The organism is Pseudoalteromonas sp. S8-8 (assembly GCF_000497875.1).
GTDB lineage: Bacteria > Pseudomonadota > Gammaproteobacteria > Enterobacterales > Alteromonadaceae > Pseudoalteromonas > Pseudoalteromonas arctica.
On record NZ_AUTR01000030.1, the window covers coordinates 1 to 21,897 of the forward strand.

General features: G+C 37.9%; 15 protein-coding genes. 10 read left to right on the top strand and 5 right to left on the bottom strand.

Annotation, left to right across the window (positions count from 1 at the left end; all coding sequences use genetic code 11):
* From L659_RS1000000123780 to L659_RS0108885, 4 genes are all read left to right on the top strand, one after another.
* Positions 1–622, top strand: a 622-nt coding sequence (locus L659_RS1000000123780) for a hypothetical protein (RefSeq protein ID WP_024590286.1), incomplete at its 5' end; no start/stop codon positions are given.
* Complete coding sequence (locus L659_RS0108875; protein ID WP_024590287.1) at positions 603–803, top strand: hypothetical protein; 201 nt, start codon at positions 603–605, stop codon at positions 801–803. The genes L659_RS1000000123780 and L659_RS0108875, both read left to right, overlap by 20 nt.
* 462 nt (positions 804–1,265) lie before the next feature.
* Entirely contained in the window at positions 1,266–1,898 is a 633-nt protein-coding gene (locus L659_RS0108880) for a hypothetical protein (RefSeq protein ID WP_024590288.1), read from the top strand.
* A complete protein-coding gene (locus tag L659_RS0108885) occupies positions 1,895–2,515 on the top strand; it encodes a hypothetical protein (RefSeq protein ID WP_024590289.1) in 621 nt (206 codons plus the stop codon). Before L659_RS0108880 ends, L659_RS0108885 begins: the two co-directional genes overlap by 4 nt.
* 12 nt (positions 2,516–2,527) lie before the next feature.
* Here the strand turns inward: L659_RS0108885 and L659_RS0108890 are convergent, their stop codons facing one another.
* Both L659_RS0108890 and L659_RS0108895 read right to left on the bottom strand, forming a co-directional pair.
* The gene (locus L659_RS0108890) at positions 2,528–2,953 is read right to left on the bottom strand and encodes a hypothetical protein (protein ID WP_024590290.1); all 426 of its coding nucleotides are present in this window, start codon (positions 2,951–2,953) and stop codon (positions 2,528–2,530) included.
* Positions 2,950–3,474, bottom strand: coding sequence for a hypothetical protein (locus tag L659_RS0108895; RefSeq protein WP_024590291.1), 525 nt, complete (start codon positions 3,472–3,474; stop codon positions 2,950–2,952). The genes L659_RS0108890 and L659_RS0108895 overlap by 4 nt, the downstream gene beginning before the upstream one ends.
* 478 nt (positions 3,475–3,952) lie before the next feature.
* Here L659_RS0108895 and L659_RS0108905 point away from each other — a divergent pair, with 478 nt between their 5' ends.
* Positions 3,953–5,905: a helicase-related protein gene (locus tag L659_RS0108905; protein ID WP_024590293.1), complete on the top strand. Its 1,953-nt coding sequence runs from the start codon at positions 3,953–3,955 to the stop codon at positions 5,903–5,905.
* A 72-nt stretch (positions 5,906–5,977) separates the two neighbouring features.
* On the opposite strand, the gene L659_RS0108910 is transcribed toward L659_RS0108905, so the two are convergent.
* Positions 5,978–6,274 (bottom strand): hypothetical protein, encoded by a 297-nt coding sequence (locus L659_RS0108910; protein WP_024590294.1) that lies wholly within the window; start codon positions 6,272–6,274, stop codon positions 5,978–5,980.
* 194 nt (positions 6,275–6,468) lie between these two features.
* The gene (locus L659_RS1000000123215; protein WP_024590295.1) at positions 6,469–7,260 is read right to left on the bottom strand and encodes a hypothetical protein; all 792 of its coding nucleotides are present in this window, start codon (positions 7,258–7,260) and stop codon (positions 6,469–6,471) included.
* A gap of 210 nt (positions 7,261–7,470) precedes the next feature.
* Between L659_RS1000000123215 and L659_RS0108920 the strand changes: the two genes are divergently transcribed.
* The 5 genes from L659_RS0108920 (at position 7,471) to traN (ending at position 20,941) form a co-directional block, all read left to right on the top strand.
* A complete protein-coding gene (locus L659_RS0108920; RefSeq protein WP_024590296.1) occupies positions 7,471–14,400 on the top strand; it encodes an Ig-like domain-containing protein in 6,930 nt (2,309 codons plus the stop codon).
* A 171-nt stretch (positions 14,401–14,571) separates the two neighbouring features.
* Positions 14,572–15,075, top strand: a complete 504-nt coding sequence (locus L659_RS0108925; protein WP_024590297.1) for a S26 family signal peptidase — start codon at positions 14,572–14,574, stop codon at positions 15,073–15,075.
* Positions 15,062–16,483 carry a TrbC family F-type conjugative pilus assembly protein gene (locus L659_RS0108930; RefSeq protein WP_024590298.1) on the top strand — a complete coding sequence of 474 codons (1,422 nt, stop codon included), beginning with the start codon at positions 15,062–15,064 and terminating at the stop codon, positions 16,481–16,483. Before L659_RS0108925 ends, L659_RS0108930 begins: the two co-directional genes overlap by 14 nt.
* Positions 16,484–16,625: 142 nt before the next feature.
* Positions 16,626–17,876 (top strand): TraU family protein, encoded by a 1,251-nt coding sequence (locus L659_RS0108940; RefSeq protein ID WP_024590299.1) that lies wholly within the window; start codon positions 16,626–16,628, stop codon positions 17,874–17,876.
* Positions 17,876–20,941 (top strand): conjugal transfer protein TraN, encoded by a 3,066-nt coding sequence (gene traN, locus L659_RS0108945; RefSeq protein ID WP_024590300.1) that lies wholly within the window; start codon positions 17,876–17,878, stop codon positions 20,939–20,941. Before L659_RS0108940 ends, traN begins: the two co-directional genes overlap by 1 nt.
* Positions 20,942–21,015: 74 nt before the next feature.
* Here the strand turns inward: traN and L659_RS0108950 are convergent, their stop codons facing one another.
* Positions 21,016–21,876: a hypothetical protein gene (locus L659_RS0108950; protein ID WP_029753599.1), complete on the bottom strand. Its 861-nt coding sequence runs from the start codon at positions 21,874–21,876 to the stop codon at positions 21,016–21,018.
* Positions 21,877–21,897: the final 21 nt, after the last annotated feature.

Below are 21,897 nucleotides of genomic sequence, written 5' to 3' on the forward strand. Positions count from 1 at the left end.
CCCAGCCAATGCGACAGATTTCAAAGAAGGGCTGCACTACGATACATATGCATCATCAAAATTAACAGGTAAGCCTACATTTATTGAATATCTGAGTTTCTTTTGCCCGGCTTGTGAAAATTTGAACACGTTTCAAGATGAGATTTACCGTTCTGTGCCAAAGGGTGTGATTAAGAGAAGGGTGAGTGTCGATATTATATCAAAAACCAGTCCTGATGGTTTTTTAGCTTTATCTAAAGTCATGGCAGTTAGTGATGAGCTTTATCCAGAGATTGGTAATTCTTTAGTCGATTTGATATTTGTGGCCATACACAAAGAGAAAGTGACAATTACACCATCGTTAGTGGAGAAGTTAATCAAGGTTGTGGATGAAAAGTATGAAGCAGATATTTGGGCGCTATATAACAACCCGAAAACAAACGAAGTGGCTAAATTCACTCTTGGAAATCAAAGGTTGATGTCATCGAGAGGTATGCTGAGTACAGTTCCACGCATCATTATAAACGGTCGTCATGTTGTTAAATTTGATGGTTTGGATAAGAGTGATTTTTTTAAAGAGCTTCATGAATTAACTAAATATTTGGTAAATAAGGACTATGGTAATGATGAACATAACAACTAATTTAGAAGATGTAGAATTTATTGAGAATCAAATTATAAGTGATCCTGCAGCAAGCTATTGGCTTAAAGAGCAAATTAAAGAAAGTTCAAATCGCGACATATTAGATGTTTTAAACGACGTTGATATTTTGCGTTCTATATTAACCTTACGTCACGAGGCCATAAAGACTGCAAGGGGTTAAAAACTCTTGAAAATCAAGGGTTTATGTCCGATACTGCCTAGTATTGGACATAAGGCGTTGTTTTTAATCAACTTTATTGTTTTACTATTATATTGCCAGCCTCAAGTTCATCCAATTACAGATATTCTATTACCAATAAACTTACCCATATCGCACAAAGTGTCCGTCTAAATGAGCTTATTTGGTAATATCCATTACTGAAACCAAAAAAGTTGAGTTATAATAAAATAATATATATGCCATATATGGTATAAAAATTAAATTATAATATAGAAATTCAAAAATAATTCATGCAATTAATTGTTTTATTTATCAACAAATTCAATGGCTTGTTGAGCATAATTTGTTCGGAAACAGATTTAAATTTCGACCTATACGTAAAATTATGCATTACAATTATAAGTGCTTGTAAAAGGATTTTTGAGCCTAAAAACCAAAATAAAATATGGAAATTATCTGAGCATGCTTACAAAAAAGTTTACCTATTTATTAAAAGAACTAAAACAACCTCATAGTTCAAGTCTCTACATCGCGTATACTGACACTTTAAAGCAATTCGATTTTGATAAGCAAGATGCTCCCCACCAGCAGTGGATAGAAGCATGGCTTGAGAGCACACCTATTAAATCAATAGAGCTTACAAACCAAGGCATTTATGTTGGAATTACTATTAGAGAAAAGATTTTAGAAAAGTTTTCATTTATTTTAATAGATGCCTTAAAAATCGAAAATACCGCTACTTTACCTGCCGCACAAAATGATATAGAAAAAATAACTGAATTAGAAATAGAAGCATGGTTGGAATACGATTCAGATTGGATGATAACCTTGCTGACAGCAATATTTAGCAAAAACATGGGGATAGACAGTAAATATATAGATCCATACTTAAATGGGCGCCTCTCTATTTATGCAGACTCTTTCAATGAAAGGCTTTCGCTTGCCACAATAGCGATTGAATTTATAGAAAGTGGAGAAATGCCTATTAGTGATTATGAAAAAATCTTGGATTTCTTTGGGGCATTTTTTATATTGGCATTCTGTGAAGATGACGTACTTAAACAAAGAGTTTTGAACACTATAGGTGATATTTGAGCCCTATCACCTTATTTGTAACTCTTGTTTTGGTTAATTTTATTCTAAGATTAAAAATTAGGTCTACTTCATCTTCATGGTTACTCAAGCTTATATTTACACTTGGCGTACCTTTGCACGAAGCTGCACATTACATTTTTGCAAAAATCCTACTTTTAAAAGTCACAAAGACGCAATTTTTACCAAACTTCAAAGATAAAAATAAAATGGGGTTTGTTCAATTCATACCACACAGAGGACTTTTGGGCGCTCTTACCAATATGTTGGTAGGCATCGCCCCCCTGCTTCTTGGTTTCGCTATACTTTTCATTCTATATAACCAGGAGAAAAGCACTGATACAAATGCACTAAGTTATCTAGGTATTGGCTTAACAACTGTGGTTGTTATGCAAAGCATGATCCCCTCATGGCAGGATATAAAGATAGCGCTAAAGGGCCTTTGTATCACGCTCGGTTTGCTCGTTGTAACTTCCCTTGCGTTCCCAGTAAGGTGGGAAAATATCATCTCTTATGAATTGTCTGCCCTACTAGAAGTAGTGTCACCGCACCTTATGGTATTAACCCTATATCAAGTAACAGCAGTTTTAGTCCTAACTGTTCTCAAAACTAGAAATTAAATAAGCACTGAATTATGCTGACTGTTTACTGGCAGCTAGCTTAGTAGTTTTATCTAAATCTTTTATAAAAGACTTCCAAATACCAGTATATTCTAAGACTGAAGATTGCTTACTCAATGAGTTAACCATTTTTACTGTCAAAGTAATTAAATCATCTTCGGCAAATTGTAACCATAAGCACTGTTCCTGTTGCATTATTTTGTTCGGATGATCAGAAAATGCCAACCATAATAAAATGCTGATACCATAATCTGCGTCAGTGAGTTCTATATTTTCAAAAGGCCGCATGGCTGAAGAATAATAGCTATTAAGTAGCATCTTCTTAATTGCAATTACTTCTTTTGTTGAGCCTGTTGGATTTTTGATAATCTGAAGGCATAAATTCCTATATAAAGGAGTGTTTATAGTGTTCAAAGCGCTATCTATATAAGCTTTCATATGTTGCTCAACTCTTTTTGTGTTGGCTCAATAATCTCTGAGCTTTTAAAATCTACGTCGCTAAATCGTTCAAGCAAGTATGGCTTACCGTTACCCTCAATAGCCCAAACATCTTCCCCACTTACAACAAAAGCAAGTTTATAGCTTTTGCTTTCAAATTGCAGATGCCTTGCTTCACTTGCCAAGATTACTGGGTTACCGGAACACGTTTTCATATTTGAAAATAAGTCTTCAACATCAGCGCTTATTTGTCTCGATATTAAAGTACCTGTGAGCGGCATTTGAGCACCACCTACAGACAGCCCGCTTTTAGAAAATTTATATTCTAATAACCCATGAATTTTAATTTTTCCCTCACATTTAGCCGGGTTATATACCCAGTGGCCACTGAGTTTTTCAAAGTCGTTATCGTGAACATTTACAAAGGTTAGACCAGGTGCTTCTTTCTCATCAGAAAATAGAGAGTCGCAGCCAGCTATACATATCGATAACACGGCTGCAAGTAAGATTCGTTTATTCATATTGAGACCTCTTCATTAAAAACACTATGTTATCCATACTTTATGAAGCCCGCAAAAGTTAGAGAGTGCAAATAGGTGTCCTCTAAATTTTTGAAGCTATAAATATGCAGGGTAAAATAACCTAATTAACAATCAACAAACAAACGAATGGAAAAGACAAAAGATTTACTCAACCAATTAGTTGTAGGGAATATCCAATTTCAAGATTTTCTTAACTTGGAGAGTGAGCTTGCTGAATTAATGCAAAAAAGTAGTTACTCGAAACCAGTTCTTCACGAAGATACACCGCTGTCAATTTTATGCATGAACCTATATCAAGCAATAAAGGCTGCAAATAGAAAACAGAGTGCGAGCGTGAAGATTTCGAGCTTTTACAGTAACCCGCTTTGTAAATACTGGCTTAGTAAAGCCCAGTTAGCTTTGCAGAACGGTAGCTAGGTTATTGGATTGTGGTTTAATAATGGGAAGGAGAATTTACATGACAAAATTTGAAATTTATTCCAAGTGCCCTGCTTTGTATTTGCCATCAAAGGTAGAAGATTACACCTATGTAATTGATAATTTTTCTAATCTCAAAACGTGTATAGGCCATGAAATAATAGTTTATGGCTTAGTGAGTAAGAAAGGCGAGCACACATCACAAAGAGGTGTGCCATACACTAGTTACCTCCTAACAGATTCTGACGATTCTGCTTCTTTCGTATTGTTTGGTGATGAAAACTCCCGCGTTAAAGAAGAAAATAAACCAATGCATATCAAGGGTGAAATCGAGCTTGTAAATGGTAAGTATCAAATCAATAAAGCCTCAATTATTGATGATGAAAAGGCTGGTAAAATTGTACCTGTATACGATGGAATTAAAGGTAAGCTAATAAAGGCAGACGCAAATAGATCACTACAGAGCAATATAGGTGAAAGCGAAATTAAAAAAGGGAAAGACCAAATATACTTAGAGTTAGAGCGTTTGTTTGGCAAATCTGTTGAAAGCGTATTAGTTGAATTAGGGTTTGCAGGTACGATGTCAGTCAATAACCTATTATATAAAGCTCACAATCCTAAATTAGTACATGAATTTTATAAATCAATCGAGATGTTAAAGCGACTAAGTACCGCATTAATGGCCGGGGCTATATTAAAAGAACGAAAATGCGTGCCGACTACCACGCTTCAGGTAACCACCAAAATTGATGAAAAATTACTTACCAAATATATACCGTTCACACTAACCGGTGAACAGTTCTATGTTGCTAGCCAAATCATAGATCGTTTGTGTAATGGGCCTACTGCGCTTGATGGCCTACTAATAGGAGATGTTGGGACAGGTAAAACGGTTATAATGGCAATGTTGGCTAGACAGGTTGTACTTTCACAGACTAACAGCAAAGTAATATTCCTCGCCCCTAATGTCTCATTGTGTGAACAACTAAGAAAAGAAGTTTGCGCGATGATACCTGAAGTTCAAAGCGCGTTAATATGCGCAGGTAATAACTCATACGCTAATGAAGCGCGTTTGATATTTGGTACCACAGCCCTACTCTTCAAGGAATTTAATGATGTTGAACTCCTCATAATAGATGAGCAACAGCAATTATCAGTAGAGCAGCGACGCCAAATAAAGTCCACACACTATCTTGAAGCGTCAGCTACACCGATACCAAGAACACTGGCGCTTACAAAATACAGCAGTGACAATGTTTTTTATCTCAAGCAGCAGCATTTACCGAAAGAAATATACACACGAATAGTACATAAAGAGCAAGGCTCTGACCTTATGCGCTCAATCCATGAAACTTTATCTTATGGGTGTAAAGTCTTAATTGTTTGCCCAAAGCGAGATAGCGAAGGGAGTAGCAATAAAATGATTGATGCTGAGTCGTTAGCGAGCAGTCTCAATTCACACTTTCCCGGCTTAGTGCGTGTATATCACTCGGCGCTTGATGATGAGGAATGCGAAATTGTACTTAATGAGTTTAAGACACATATACCAATAATGGTTTCAACGTCAAAAATACAAGTAGGGTTAACCATACCTGATTTGCGCCACTGTATAGTTTATGGTGCAGAACGCTTTGGCCTTACTACTCTACATCAAATACGGGGTCGATTAGCGCGCACACAACCGCAAAGCGGAAGTAATTGGGGGAAGTTTGACTTATTTTTACCTAATAAGCCCTCTGAATCCACTGAATTTAGATTGAATGTATTAACGCAGAGCAGTGATGGTTTTTATATCTCTGAAAAAGATCTCGAAATACGTGGAGCTGGAGAGTTATTGAGTGGCGGTAAAAAACAACATGGCTCTACAGACTCATTAATTAAAAATATAAGTATAGACTTAGGAAGATTAGCTTCTGCAATTGAATATTTTGAAGCTAAGGGAGAAAAAATACTCCAATCCACCAGCCCTGTTAAAATTCATGAATTAGCTTGAAAGCTTGAGTTGGCATTAATTGTAAAGTTAATGCCAGTAGTTGAGAGTCGTTAGAGGAATACGAAATAGCGTTTATGCAGCAACGTTCACAAGAATAGGATTTTTAGATAGTTTTGATTTTAACCTATGCAACCTTACTCGGTCGCGCATTCCAATTTTTCGTAGAGCGAAATCATGGATTGTAAAATCAATTACTTTAATACTGGTTAAGCTTGGTAGTGCAGGGATAATTGAACGAGAAGCACCCTGCCTGTAAATTGAATTAGGATTTAAACTAATCGGCAGTGGTTTTGTTCCTAGGTCTATGAAATCACCTTCCCATTCTATTACTAACTCTGCCCCCGCCCGATTATCCTTTGGTTTGGGCATACAGGATAGCCTTCAATGAAACCATAAATGCCAACCCCACCATATATAGAATCTTGATGAAGATTGAACTGTCCGTTTTTTAAAATTGATATAAGTGATTTTGGAGAACATACATGATTGAATTGAATCAAACTAAAATCTGCCTTTTACAGGAGAATTAAGCCGCAATAGTTATTCATTTTGCGGCACTAAAATTATTGTTGTCTTTGTTGTGCTTTAACAGGAAATTTACTACAAGCAATCATATCCTGACACATACGATTTATATTTCTCAAAATTATATCCGACCCTAAGCCAGCGAAATTTGAAGTATATTGAGCCAGCATAAAATGCCCAATATTTAAGGTTGTAGGCCAATCCATTTTGACAGCCATTGAGCCTCCTTTATGGAATACGCTAGCAAATAAACCATCTTCTTGGCGCTCGAAATTAAACCCTTTGTCTTTATTTTGACCGTGGTTCATAAACTGGCAACTAGTCGTGATACCAAGGAAAACAGCGATAACAACAGGTAGTTCTGTAAGCATGATTTGGACACTAAGCTTTTTACTCCAGTCGTAACGCTTGTCACTATGGTCATTTGGGTTAATGCGAACAGCCCCTTCAATCATAATCGTGTCAAAGCTAAAATTTCTACCTTGGCTTTTTCTAGTTTCACTTAACTTAAATTGCAATGCCGCACGTTTAGAGTAAACGGGGAACATTGTGTAATCTCTTTCGTTTTCACTGTTATTTTGAGGATCTTGTTCTTGATATTGCTGATTATTCGTTAGCCCATTACCTGTCCCTTGCTGAGCTTGTATGTCGTTGTGAGCATAACCATTTACTTGCGAATGTGGCCTTGCTCTATGTAGTGGATTGTTAGGTTGCTCAGTTGCATGGCCAGAGGCAGGCGCTTTCCCGTTATTATAAGAACTTTGCTGTCTATTAGAGCCATTGTTAAATGAGTTCTGCCTTGGTGAATTTTGAAAAGGGTCTGCTTGCATTGGTCACTCCTAAATACATTAGTTATCTTGTATGTATTTATATCAAATTTGTAAAAGCACGCTACTGACTAAATTCGCCTAGATCTACTTTTTACTCTGTTACTGAATAAAACTCAAAACTTAGAGGTGCCCTTTTGGGGTGCTCTAATATTTCGGTAGTTGGTTTAATTTTAATATCATGATGTAAATTTGGGGATTTTAGGAAAAATCATGAAATCAGAAAGTAAGTTAATATGTAGGTTTCTATTTGGCATCTGTGCATTAATATCCGCAACATCGGCTAATGCAGATATTGTTCAATATTCATTTAAGCATTCGCAGACCGGTTCAGACACAATAATGGGTTCACCAGGCTCCACTGAGTATCTTAGTGTTAAGAATACACTTGCGGTATATTCTTCAGCAGGCTTAGATCGAAAAATAAAAATTAAGATTGTTAACAGTGCTGGGTCTACTGTTTCATGGAAAGAAACTGGAATTATAAGTGCATCAGATAGATTTAATGTTGGTGAAAAAAGTTACTACGGTGATACCGTTATACTTGCAGCTCCTTCGGATGGTCGTTATAGCGTTGTTCAAGAGATTCTAACTAAAGATAACCAAATAGTAGAAACTTTTAGTAAAGAAATTATCATAGACACGCTAGCTCCAACCAGTAGTCCTAAATTGAGATCTAATTCACATGGCTATTCAAATGACACCACATCGGATGTTTGGAAGATGGGTATTGCTGGTAGCTCAGACCATTATGTGTTTTTAGATGACATTGAAGATGATATTGGTGTTCAAAAAATAACTATTCGAACCCTTAGACAAGATGGAAGTGAATATAAGTCAGCAACACTCGGATATAATATAACCACTAAAACTATTCAATATAATTACCATGATCTTTTTCCTGTATCTAATTTGGATGAGCTGTTTAATGTCAAAGTCGATATATATGATTTAGCGGGAAATATTAATACAGTTTCTCAGCCAGTTTATTATGATAACTATGCCGGCGCTCCATCAGAACCGTATGCAGTTTACGATCCTGATTCTAAGACAAGCATCGTACCGGGTACTACAGGTTATGTACCTTATGTTGCAGGTATGGGTGTTAAGACGAATCCAATCAAGATAATTTACCGACTTGATAGGAATAATTGGTATTCTTTTAATGAAGCTGGTCTAAAAATTTCAAGCCGTTTTGGTGGCGCCGGTCTTATATATTCCGACGAAAAATATGCATATATTACTTTCACATCTCCTATAAATTCCTTTAATCAAAATGACGTTAAATGGGTAAATTTCGGGTCATGGGCTGGAGGGAGCATACAGTATGATTTGGTATTGGAACCAGGCGTTCCTGAAACTCCAGAATTCGGCGCTGATGCACAATTCTATTATTCTGATATTGGCTGGGATACTTGGAGGAAATATTATATTTATAACGATCGCCTTCCTATTTCGATTCCTAAATTGAAGGTAAATGTATCCCCCAGAACGTTTGAACAAACTGTTGAGTTTAAAGGGTTCAAATGTATAGTTCCTACAGGTGGATCATCTTGTATTATTACATTTTCAGCTCCATTAGAATTAAAAAAAGGGACTACTGGATATATTCATAATGAGATTAATATATATAACGCTGAAAAAACACTTTACGCGCAAAGAAGGTGGGCAGAAGTAGAATGGAATGATGCGTACTACCCAGAAATTAGTACAACTTACGATGAAAGTTCGACAAAACTAACTGCTGAAATTTACCAACAAGGGCAAGGCAGCTATTTTGGTAGGCTTACGTTAAGTAATGTATGGATTGAAGACAAGGCGGGTTCTGTATTTGACGTACCTATAAAAAGAATAAGTTCGAATGGGGGCTATTATGTTTACCAGTGGGAATTGAAAAACCTACCTGAAGGCTCGCACGATATAGTTGTTGCCGCAAAAGAAAATCATGGACCTATATCAAAAGAATTAGCTGTAACTTTTAGTTCAGATAAATCAGCACCAATAGTTGAAATCAACTTTAGTAATAATAGTTCCACTATTCCAAGCCTTGATAATGTTGTAATCACTGCATACGATAATCAATCAGATATAAAATTTAGTGATATACAACTTGTAGGTGGGCCTGCAAATGAAAACGTATATCTTGCAAGCTCTTCATTGGGCTCAGATAAGTATGGTCTTCTATATCCAGTTCTGTTTCCCTCAGAAAATACAGCAGGTAATTATAAACTTAGAGTAAGTGTTACTGATGTCCAAGAAAATATAACCACTGTAGAAGAAAGCTTTTATTATGACCCTCCACGTGTATCGCTCATTGAAGGTAGTTCGTCAATTGTTTTACCAAGTATTAGTCAAAACCTGTTACGCCCTTCAGGTGGTAAACCTATTCAATCAAAAGAGTTAACGGTTAAAGATGGTAATGTACTTAGTGGTTCTTATCCTATTTTTGCTACATTAAGGAGTGATGCTTTAGGCAGTGTAGTTATACAAGGTGTTACTTTAAATCCGGGTGACACTAAAAATATTACTAACAGCTACAACTTTTCGAACGCTGGTGGAAAATATAATCTTGATTTTTATCCTGCTGATGTTTCAAATAATGCAAAGGGTAGCCTACTTATAGGCACAACAGCACCTAATGCCCCCGTTTTAGTATTTGCCTACGAATTTAAAAACCTAGAGACTAAACGAGAGGTAATGACTGAACCATTTGCGGTAATCGAAGAGATGACCTCGGATGTTTCTTTGTCTGAAGTAAGTCAGTTTTGTAAATCATTAACACATGATGTTGAAGCAGCGAAAAAAAGCGATCCTTACAATTCAGCTGTGTGTTTAGTGACACATGTTATAAGTGCCGTAAATAAAAAAGAAGTAACGAAAAGCGGTAAAGTTTCGTTTAGTGGATATATGGACTCCCTATCGTATGAAAACCTAAAAGTACGAATTAGCACTTATTCAGGCTCAAATAATTACACTTTGGGCGAATACACTTATGAAATACACCCGAAAACCCCAGATGGAACGATTAAGTCATCACTAAATATTGATACGTCAAGAGTCTTACATAAAATCGAACTTACTGAGTTTACGGCCACATTCGATAACTTTACAGGCTGTTCGATTACTGGAGATAAAGGTATAGCCATGGATTATGCCTTTGATAAAACGGCGAGCAATGGTGAAACTAAGTGTTACCTTGAATGGATAAAACTACCGATTGGCATAGCAAAAGTCGGAAGTAGTGTTACAGCAAAAGGGTATGCTGACGTTGTAGGCGCTAATACAACCTCATGGAGACTATCAATTTTCCATGATGGTGATCAAAGCTTAGTATTGTCTTCGGGGTCGGTAGTAAGCAACGTGGTCATTCCAGAGAGCCCTAAATTACTCGAAACCACTTTAAGCTATAGCAACGGTAGGCAGACTAAAGGTATTGCGCATTTACTTAGAGATAGCAACGCAAAAGTTAAGAGCATCCAATTCGAAGTAGAACCTAGAGACTTTGTTCAAGTAATAAAACTAAATGGACTTACTTGTAATGTACCAATTGGTATTAATGAATGTCGTATCGCACTCGATATTGGACCTTTAGGTGAACAAGAAACTATCATTACTGGAATGATCCCATTAAATACGCTAATTGATTCAATAATTCCATATTTTACGTCATTAAATGAAGGTAGTTTCGTCCATAAGCTAGATTGGGATTACACGCCACCTAAACTAGTGAAGGTGGCGATAAACAACAAAAGGGACGGCACAGTGCTAGTTGAAGATGTTGATGGGACTGAAATAAAACTAAATGAAGATGAAGTTGCACTAATATTATTCAGTCCATTCACCGATTTAAAAGATGAAGAAACATGGAAATTAGCTAATTCAAGCTTATACATTGCTTCTAATGAAGATATAACGTTTGAACAGTCAGTGTTTATTGATAGAAATCATTTTTTCTTTATTCACGATAAAATTAACTTAAATGATGAAAATAAAATTTTAGCAGACGATATTCAAGTCTATGGTAATTATATTGTTTACCGCTATAGTTTTAAATCTCTACCAGATGGTGCGTTTACCTTTGATGCTGATTTGCGTGACGAATTTACAAATGGCCAAGATTATAAGCACGACACCTTTGTAATGCAAAGAACAGCACCAGAAATTCAGTTAAGTCATCTACGTGATAAAGCGAGAATGATAGACGGTGTTTACTTTGCTACAGACTTTGGGGCTGTTACAAATCCGGGCTGGGATAGTAAAAATACGATAATTGAAGCAACGTTTGGCGGCGAAAACCTAACCTTAGTCGATGACCCTGCTGATCCACGAACTTATGTTAAATTTTTTACTGGTGACTTAGACACATTAACTCCCGGTAAATTATATCCCCTTATCATTAAAGCTAAGGATACAGCAGGAAATATAGGTGTATTTAACCAAGAGTTGACCTATGCACCATCTTTTTTCAACATCAAATCTAGTACAGCTACAACAGAGTTATACCAATATGTTCAGCGTGGTACTGCGTATGTATCTCAAAGCAGATACCTTTGTAACTATGTCGCTTCACAGGAGCTGGCAAGAGAGATCTCACGAGAAGCCCGTAAAGGATGCTACGTTAAAATTGATTCACTTCCTGATGGGATGAGCACAATTTGGCAAGGTTGGGCTCTTAAAGTAACTGGCTCTATTAATAAACTATCTGATAACGAAATAGAATACAGCGCCTATGTCGTTAATCCAGATGGTCAAGAAGTTAGAGTAAGTCATGAAACCTTTTCTTACGATATAAAACCTGCAGAGACAATGACCTTTGAAATGTCACCAATAATCAAGCTAGACGATAGCGTTTACGGGGTCATACCTGAAAATCCAGTTCTAGCTAGATATACGTTGGAAAATGTATCCGGCGAAATAAATATAAACGTTACGCGAGGTGAATATTCTAATAGTGAATTTATGGCTCAACGTAGTCATAAGCCCATTTATGAATTATTAGGTGTAATACGTGATGATGATGCTAACAAGCGTAACGTATTTGATAGATACCCATTTAAAGTTGAGGCTGCATACAACTTATCCCCTCAACACAACGCGGGAACATACGGTGAAGTGATTGTTTTACCTTCACGCAGAGTGGCTTTAAATTTAACGATGGAAAGTAACGACGTAATTTTAAGTACCGATGATGTAAAAGTAACGGCTCATATTGGTGCATGGAACTGGCAAGAAAAGCAAAGTGACTATGAAGTTTTATCGATGGGTGAATGGGATGTTTACCTCGCATATAAAGACAATAAAGGGAAAGAACAACGTATATCAGATGTAAAAACCAATTCAGCAAATGGACAGGTTATTTTCAATTTAAGTATTGAGGATATATTTAGAAAAAGTAGCGGTTTTTATGCAGTAGCGGAAGTTAAATCGCCTCACCCGGAATACACAAAAAAATTAACATCTACACCGATATTTATGCGTATTGTGCTAGGCACAGGTGTAAGTGGTGAGCTGGCGAGTAATCAAGTGCGTGGGAAAGTGCCGTTTACTACATTAGTTCGCTATGACTATGATTCAATAGAAGATATGGTTGCTGGTAATGATGCGGTGTGGCTTAAATCTAAAGACAATAAAAACTGGGAGACTATGGATGAATATAGTGGCAGAAGCGCAATACCGTTTTTTATGGGTGAAGCGGGTGATTACTATGTTAAAGCAAAAATCACGAACAAAAATACAAATGAGTCAACGACTACGCAAGCACTTAAAATAAGCGGTTATGATAAAGCTAGCCTTGTAATCAGTGGACCTTCACAGGTTTATGATGGACAAGATATGAAATTAAAAATGCTTGATTATGTAAAAGAGTTAACTGATTACGACGGCATAGCTCAATGGTCTCGTGATAATGGTGCTACGTGGATTGATGGCTCTCCACAGCAAATATTAGTAGCAACCGGCGAGCAAGAAATAATTTTAGGGCGTTTTAAATACCATACGTCTACTGCTGGTGCGGGTGATGATGCATGGGCGCTTTCACGTTTTTACGTAAGGCCTGTCGGACCAAGAACCGTTATGGCTCAAATCAAAGCAACACATCTCGTTGAGTTAGGCGTTCCTATTAAAGTAGAAGCGCAAGTTTTAAATCTAAATGGGGGGGTTGATTTACCCATAGTTTATCAATGGTCTAAACCAAATGGGGAAACGAGCGATGAAGTCATATTTGACTACACACCTGTAGAGAGCGACTTAGATGCTCAAGGCCGGTTAAACTTCAAATTAAGTGCGTGGGTAAAAGGATATAAGTCTGAAACATTTAGAGAAACACAGCGTAATTTAGAAACGTGGAAATATGTTTTTCCTGAAATGAATATAGCTGTAAGAAGTAATATATTGGTCGCACCAGCTACCATTACGGGCATGATAGAGGTTCAACGTAAATTTATGCCTGGTATTACATATGATTATGAATGGATACAAGAAGATGGCATAGAAGCAAGAACACCAGCTAGAATTTATAGTGAGATAACCCTTAAAGATGCAGGCGTTCATGAGCTAAAAGCAAAAGTGACTGACAGCCGTGGGATGAGTCGTATATTGAGTAAATATGTTGATGTAATTGAGCCAGATGAAACGAAAGGTACTTTTATCCATTTTCCGTCGAACCGATATAGTCGCGCTCCATTAGGCCTTGTAACTAGAGCCCAAATGACAGGAGGCCATCCAAAGGACTATATAATAGATTACAAATGGTTCGTGAATGGGGTTGAACAAGAAACGCTACAATCGCGTAGTCCAATGTTCCGCTTTGAAATTGAAAATCCGGGCAGTTATAAGATAAAAGCAGTTACAACGAGTCAATATGGCCAAGTAACTGAGGTTATCGAAAATTATACAGTTAACGCTAATTCATTACCTGAGTGTGTCAGTGATCAACTTGTTCGTTCTGGAACAATCCGTATTACTGCTAACTGTAAAGACAATGATGGTTACGTGATAGGTTACGACTGGTGGTTTAATGGCGAGTATGTGGGCCGTGGCGCCGCATCTACTCAGTTACGATTCAGTGAATATCCAAGCATGACAGTCAACTATGAAGCAATTGATGATGCTGGTGGACGTACAAAAGGTTCATTTAGCTGGTAGTTAAGAAAAAAACCATAGCCCCATCTAATGCAATATTAGATGGGGCTTTTTTCGTTTTTAACCCCTCTTAATTTCATTAAGAAAATTACAGCACCTATATTGGTACTCTCTATTTTTTAACCTTTCAATTTTCATGCTTGATAATAGAGAAAATTATCAAGGGCGACCCAAATGAAAAAGCATGTTTCAGCAATTTTTGTTGCAGTTTCATTCATATTTTATTTTATATATTTTTCTTCTCGGTACACGCTGGCTTACCCGCCGGGGCAGAGTGCGTGCCTTAACGCGTCTTTTTTCTTAATAGATAAGTGGGATATAGACATTGAACAAGGCGATTTAGCTTATTTTGAAATGAATGTTGAAAATCAATTCTACCCAACGGGTTTACGTTGGATCAAAAAAGTTGCAGCTATGCCTAATAGCGTCGTGTCAGTCGAGGAAAATAAAGTTGTGGTAGACAATTTAACAGAGTTTTCTTTGTCACTAAGACACATCATAACCGCATTAAATTTAGCTGATAACAGTATTGGCGAAATTGAAGATTATACAAAAGTAATTCAACTTGAAAATGATGAAGTATTCATGATTGGCGAGACTATTAACAGTTTTGACGGGCGCTTTTGGGGGCCTCTTAAGAAAGAACAAATTAAAGGAACAGCTTATGCGATTTTCTAAATTAATGACTTTAATCGTTGTCTTATCATGTGGCGCTCACGCACAAACTGCAGAAGAACATGCAGCAAAGGTAAAGCAAGATGCTGCCAATGCAGTCAAATCTATTGATCTGAATAATTCCCCGTTTGAAATTCCTGAAAGTATGAAGGAGAAATTTAGACAAGCTGCTCAGAATAAAGGTGATTTCGCTCTGCCAGATAGCAGCAATAGTTCAATGCACGAGATGACCCCAGCGCAACGTGAACAAATGAAAGTAGCGATTGATAATGTTAAAGCTAAAACAGAAGAAATGAAGGCAAAAGGCTGGTTAGACGCTTTTGATAAAGAAACGGTTAACAAGCAAGTTGAACAATATCGAGCCTCTGCGCAAATGCTTAGTGAGCAATCCACCAGCTCTCTTGAGCGTGCGTTACATGAGCATGCAGGACTAACAAAGGAACAAGCTAGCCACTTTAATGCAAGTGCTGATACTCCAAAATCACGCCAAAATGAAGCCAATGAAAAAGCTATATTTATTAGTTTTTCAATGGACAGAGAAACAATAAAAAATATTATCTACTTAGCCAAAAAGGAAGGGGCTGAGGTCTATGTAAATGGGTTACACCCACAACATAAAATGGTTAATGAAACGATGATGTTACTGCGCGAAATTGTGCAAGGCATTGAAGAACCTCCTATTGTGCGCTTTAACCCAACAGCCTTTAAAAAGTACGATGTAAATTCAGTTCCTACGATTCTTTATCGTGAACTTGATAGATATATCATTGCCTCGGGTGTGACCAGCTTTGATTGGTTAGAAACGGAATATAAAAATCAAAATGAAAGCGTAAATTACGGTGTAACAGGTCCTGTTAGCCAAGTTATAGAAAAAAGCATTATTGATGAAATGAAAGAGCGCATGGCTAATTATGATTGGAAAGCTCAGCGTAAGCGCACAATTGATAGTTTTTGGTCACGACAAGATTATACCCCACTCCCTAGAGCCACCAGCACCGAAGAATGGTTAATTGATCCAACAATATCTGCATCAAAAGATATAAGCACACCGCGTGGCGAACTGATTGCTAAGCAAGGCTCAGTAATGAACCCACTTAAAGGACATGGTGTTGGCTTTACGACAGTTATATTTAATGCAACTGATATTAAGCAAGTTGAATGGGTGTCGAAAAAGTTAAATGAAATGAATACGGTTGGCCAACTGATGTTAATCACTTCACAAGTGAGTAAGCAAAAAGGTTGGGCACATATTGAAGCGCTACAAAATCAGTTTAAACAAAAAATATTTTTAATGCCAAAAGAGCTGGCATCTCGATTCCAACTATCCGCCCTACCAGCAGTCGTTAAAACTGATTTACAAAAATCAATGCTTCACGTTACACAATTCGATATTAATGAGGAAGATAAATGAAAATTATACCCGCTTTATTTTTCGTGGCCGTCGGTATTTGGATAACTTACACATACCCTGATGTTGCCAAGCAAGCATACTCCTACATAGTTGTTGGTGTTAACTGGGCGCTCGCAATGCTCAATGATTTGAGGGGGGCTTAATGTCATTCTTTAATATTAAAAACAGTAACAAAAACAAAAGTGGAATGACCAAAAATATAATGTATACAGCATTATTCTTTTTAGCACTTATAGCTTGTACGGCAAAGGCTGAAGATGTAATTCCTAGTGGGACTGCTGCAAGTACCGACGGTGTAGGCGCTTCATCTGTGATTTGTGAAGATGCAAACTTATTTACGAGTGTATTTACAGGCATTTGCTGGGATTGTTTTTTAGATAACGTTTCATTACTTGGTATTGGCAATCCTCCAGACGGTGCGGCACCCCGCTCTCCTGTTTGTGCGTGTGAAGATAGAGCCGGTGTTCCTCAAATTGGTTGGCCTCTTGCTTTTTGGCAGCCACAGCGAGTAATTGAAGTTACTACTATCCCTTGGTGTAGCGGTGGTTTGGGAGGTATTAGGCTACAAAATAGTTATGAGGGTCTTGGTCACTCAAACGAAGCGCCTAAAGATGGCACTCGCTCAACGAGTGGCTTTTATCAATATCATTACTATTCATACCCAATAATGGTGATGCTACAAATGTTTGTTATGCCCTCATGTAGCTCTGAATACGTTGACTTTGATTTAATGTACCTGAGCGAAGTTGATCCATTGTGGCACAATGATTTACTTGCTCTTCTGTTAAATCCAGAAGCAATTATATTTTCTAATCCAATTGCACAAGCTTATTGCTCTTTAGATTGTGTTCGCGCAACAGCTGATGCACCAATTGAGTCCTCATTTCCTTGTGCCGGTTGTGATGGAAATTTATACCCGTTAACAGGCTTTGTATATCCTCAACCTGACCAAGTTGCAGCAACTTCATTAATATCGCAAAGAGCAATCGCATCTCTACATCGTAAAGGTTTAGCTCGAAAGACTATGGGGCCTGAAGCGCAATGTGAGCCTACATGGGCACCAATGACACCTAGATCTCAGTATAAATTCTCTATGTTGTATCCAATACCTGAGTCAAGCACTACACCAGTACCTAATTTTGAAGTAGATGATGAACTTACTGGTCCCGATTCTATTCAAGTGCAAGCGGGTGAAGGTGAGAGCATAGAGGCGTATGAAAACTGCTGTCATCCTATGGGAATGTCAACAGCGCGTTGGTGTGTTCCCGTTGGTGGAAGAAAACGACCAGGTAAAGATAAAACGTTTTTATACCTAATTTGGAACTATCGTGATTGTTGTGTAAGAGATTTACCGGGTGGTGGTGGTTCTGGCAGCACAGAGGGTGGTGAGTAATGTTAAAAAATATAGGTGTATATGGTTCACTGATCATTTCCACGATGCTAGTAAATTCTAGTGCGTTAACGGTAGGTATGCTTTTAGGTACATACTCAACATCAAGTTACGCTCAAGATGAAGACAAAATACTAAAGGACTTAGATAATAAGTACGATATTAGTAATCCATATCGCCATAATTTAGAAAGCAAAACCTATGATGTAGTACCTCGAGCTTCAAGGGATATGACAAGTCAGCTTGAGACTATGATCCTCAAGTCTAACTCAAGGACCAACACGGTTGATATAAAAGGTACAACAGGCTCAAATGCGGATATGACGACGGCAGTGAAGAATGCAAATGCCGTTAGCTCAACCCAAATAATGCCCAGTGTTGACCCCACTACAAATGACGTAAATGTTAAGTTAAACAAAAGCCGAGCTTTTGAAACGTACCGCGATTCAAGTGGTGCAATCAAAGTAAGGCTTAAGCCAGGGGCAGACTCTTCACTTTCACCTGTTAGCGTATCAGCAGACGAAATATATTCTTCTGAATTAAATCACGGACAAACAAAATGGGAAGGTGAAGGAACGTATGAAGATGAAGATGCCTTTTATCAAGCTGGCCGTGATTCTAATGCGAGACTTAGCTCAACGGCTAACAATACAGGCGAAGCTGTTGCTTATCGAACAGTTTTAAGTAATGCCCAATCGGGCGCACAACAAACTGTTCCAGATGCAATAATGGCACAAAGCTATGCAACATTAGATGAATTAGAAACTGGCGGTGCTGGTTTCTTTGATTCATGTGGCTCAACAACTGTCGCTAAAAGTGGAAATTTATATGCCCCAAATATTGAAGAGAGGTTTTGCCAAAGGCTACAAAAAGATAATCCATTTCATTGCCAAGTAAAGCGAGCAGTGCCTGTAATTTCAGATGCAGTGCTTACTGTTGCAGGTAAAGGGCGAAATATATTAACGGTAGAGTTTAATCTTCAAACAGGAATAGTTAAAGCTATAGAACCAACGGATTCGATTGCTTTTGATTTTAACGTAGCTGCAAATGATGCCTTTAAGAACATGTGTGCAACTGATCCAGATGCAGTTTTTAGCCGGGTTACACTAGATACTTGGGAAGGGACAAGCTTGCCGGGAAAAATTGATAAATCTACGATAATGACTGAGCTTCAAGCGCCAAGCTGTGCAAATGGCTTGGTGGGTATTATTAGCATTGAAGATAAAACAGATGAGTATGGTGACACTGAATGGATTCTAAACGCTCAAGCAAAATATAGATTTGTAGGTAAGCTTGGTGAAGATACTCAAATTCCAGAGGGATGCTATGACGCGCTTTCAAGTGAAGATAAAAAAACAAAGGGACTAACTTCTTTCCCACCTGATCCAATCACGGGAGAATTTGAAGTAAATGGACAATGTACGTTTACTGGTTACCAGACAATACAAGGTGGCTTACAGGGGTATGATGAAGAAATGCTAGCCTCTACCCTGCCATGGTATGACGGCGATATAGAAAATATATCGTGGGAAGTTAACTTAGATGGATATACATGCGATCCCTTTAAAGGTGAAAAAGTATGTACTAACGTAGAGCAACCCGATGGCTCGGTAGATGAGGTGTGTAGATCGTGGGACGAAATTCAATCTACAGGAGGAACGTGTGGAACTTATGAAGAAAAAGATGAATGCGTCGAAATTAAAACAGAGTGTACAGAAGGTTTTACGATTGACGGTTGGAATTACTGCGTAAATGAAACAGTAACCTATGAGTGTGACACAGGCTATGACGTTGACTTTGAATATGAGACAACTGAATCATCATGTGAAGGCATGTTGCCATGTTCAGGTGGTGAATGTAGCTGGGGTGAAAAAGAAGAAAACGAAAACTTCCTTAAAGCTGCGGCCATAGCAAACGTTATGGAACAAATACCAGGTGAAGCTTCGTGTGATGTGCCGGGCGATTTATCAACCTGTCGTATTTTTGAAGGTGAAAGGCAATATTGCTCATGGGCTACCGCTTCAGACTGGGGTAATGATTGCTGCGAAGCACCAGAAGGTATCGACTTTCTTGATTACCTAAACATGACACAAATGATGCTCAAGTTTGAAAATCAGCAAATGGGAGGGGTATTTTCTGAACCCGCTGTAGAAGCCATTAATGGTGCATGGACTACGGTATCTGACTCGGTGACTTCTACAAACGCTTGGGAAAGTCTTAGTTCATTTTATACCAGTGCCGTGGAAACCGTTACGGGCAATGTTGCAACCGCTGTACCGGGTGCGGCTAGCGGTTCTGCAGGAGCAGCAGCTTCAACTGTAGCTGAAGCTGGCTTAGGTCCTATGACACAATATATATATCAACTTATTTATGACGCGTTGCCAGAAGAGTTGGGTAAACTTATGTTCTCAACAGCTGTGTCAACTGAGGCGGGAAGTGATGCGGTTGTAACTGGTTTAAGTGATGGGATGGCAAGTGCCGCTAACTTTTTGGGTGCGGTAATGTTTTGGTATTCTATGTATCAACTAGCACAACTGGTTGGTTCATTATTAACTGCATGTGATGAAGTTGACAGTGATACGGCACTTAAACTTGAAATGCGTCAATGCTATGCGGTGGAGGATAAATATTGCGCTAAAGAAGGCTTAGGTGTTTGCTATATGAAAAGGCAGGATTATTGTTGTTATGGCTCTATTTTAAGTCGAATAGTTATGGAGCAAGCTCATGTATTACTAGGTAAAGATATGACTGAGTGCTCAGGGCTAACGCATGAGGAATTACAAGCACTAGACTTCAATCAAATTGATCTAAGTGAATGGATTGGCGTAATGATTGAGTCAAATTTAATACCCGAGTCGAATCAAGATGATTTAAGCGCTGGTGGTAGGTATGAAAACACTGAATACAGAGAGACACCCACTGAAAGGACTCTACAAAGAACAAGCAATGCAGCTGAGGGAGCAAAGGCTATTAAGGAAAAAATGAACGAACCATTGGATTGTTCAAAGTACCCGCGTCCACAAATTTGTGAGTTCGGGTTTACACTTGGTAGTGAGGAAGGCGGCTGATATTCTTTAGGATGTTAAAATGCCAGCCTAATAGGCTGGCAACTAGAGAAAAATGAATATCTAATTCAGAATAATTATTTGTTTAATTTAAAAGAAGAATTTTCTTTAGTGAATAAATGCATTGTATTGTTATGGATTACGTAAGGGGCTGGAACAGTGTATTTAACCCCACTACCCCAACGACCGAATGTTTGTGGTACTACCGCAAAGCCTGAAGTAGCAATAGCCATATCAGTAAAACCTGCATACCCGCCATGGAAGGTTACTGTAATAACACTTTGTTGCTCACCCTCATAGTTTACCTTTCCAGTTACTTCTACGTTTACTGGCGTAGCGCATGAGCCTTCGTATTCACGTTTTACGTTAATGAATTGTCCTGAGTTATTAGCAAGATCATACTTTAATTTTGGCTGCCCTGTCTTATCACACAGCGCTCCATCAAACATAAACATAAAGTTGTTATCTCTGCCGTCAGCACTAAGCCTCATAATGCCAATGTAATTAGAGTTTTCGATGTTTTCAAAAGTTTTTGTTAATTCAGATTCTACAACTTTTACTGCGTCAGCATCGACGTTTGGGCTATCTAAATCACCTAAAAAAACAAGCATAGGTTTCCAATTAAAGGCTCTGTCTGCCTCTGATTGAGCACCCATGCTCCCAGCTAAATCAATTAAGCCACCAGTTAGGAAAGACATAGCGTATTCCGCCCCAACTAATGCTCCATTTGCTTTGAATTGCGCTTCTTCTGGTAACGCTACATCAGATAAACCTGCGGTTTTACGTGTCATTTGAGCCACATTTAATGCAAAGCTAGCATCATCGTCAAATTGATAAACTTCATTTGATTCCATTGTTATAACAGGTGGCTGAGTAGACATACAAGCTGCCAATGAAAGCGTAGATAGTGCTAAGATTGATTTTTTTATGAAGTTCATTTTTTTAATCCAAATGTTTAA

Excerpts from the sequence above, each read along its gene's own strand:
- L659_RS0108925 (WP_024590297.1), top strand. The coding sequence starts at position 14,572 with ATGAAAAAGCATGTTTCAGCAATTTTTGTTGCAGTTTCATTCATATTT.
- traN (WP_024590300.1), top strand. The coding sequence starts at position 17,876 with ATGTTAAAAAATATAGGTGTATATGGTTCACTGATCATTTCCACGATG.
- L659_RS0108930 (WP_024590298.1), top strand. The coding sequence starts at position 15,062 with ATGCGATTTTCTAAATTAATGACTTTAATCGTTGTCTTATCATGTGGC.
- L659_RS1000000123215 (WP_024590295.1), bottom strand. The coding sequence starts at position 7,260 with ATGCAAGCAGACCCTTTTCAAAATTCACCAAGGCAGAACTCATTTAAC.
- L659_RS0108920 (WP_024590296.1), top strand. The coding sequence starts at position 7,471 with ATGAAATCAGAAAGTAAGTTAATATGTAGGTTTCTATTTGGCATCTGT.
- L659_RS0108875 (WP_024590287.1), top strand. The coding sequence starts at position 603 with ATGATGAACATAACAACTAATTTAGAAGATGTAGAATTTATTGAGAAT.
- L659_RS0108895 (WP_024590291.1), bottom strand. The coding sequence starts at position 3,474 with ATGAATAAACGAATCTTACTTGCAGCCGTGTTATCGATATGTATAGCT.
- L659_RS0108905 (WP_024590293.1), top strand. The coding sequence starts at position 3,953 with ATGACAAAATTTGAAATTTATTCCAAGTGCCCTGCTTTGTATTTGCCA.
- L659_RS0108950 (WP_029753599.1), bottom strand. The coding sequence starts at position 21,876 with ATGAACTTCATAAAAAAATCAATCTTAGCACTATCTACGCTTTCATTG.
- L659_RS0108880 (WP_024590288.1), top strand. The coding sequence starts at position 1,266 with ATGCTTACAAAAAAGTTTACCTATTTATTAAAAGAACTAAAACAACCT.
- L659_RS0108910 (WP_024590294.1), bottom strand. The coding sequence starts at position 6,274 with ATGCCCAAACCAAAGGATAATCGGGCGGGGGCAGAGTTAGTAATAGAA.
- L659_RS0108890 (WP_024590290.1), bottom strand. The coding sequence starts at position 2,953 with ATGAAAGCTTATATAGATAGCGCTTTGAACACTATAAACACTCCTTTA.
- L659_RS0108940 (WP_024590299.1), top strand. The coding sequence starts at position 16,626 with ATGTCATTCTTTAATATTAAAAACAGTAACAAAAACAAAAGTGGAATG.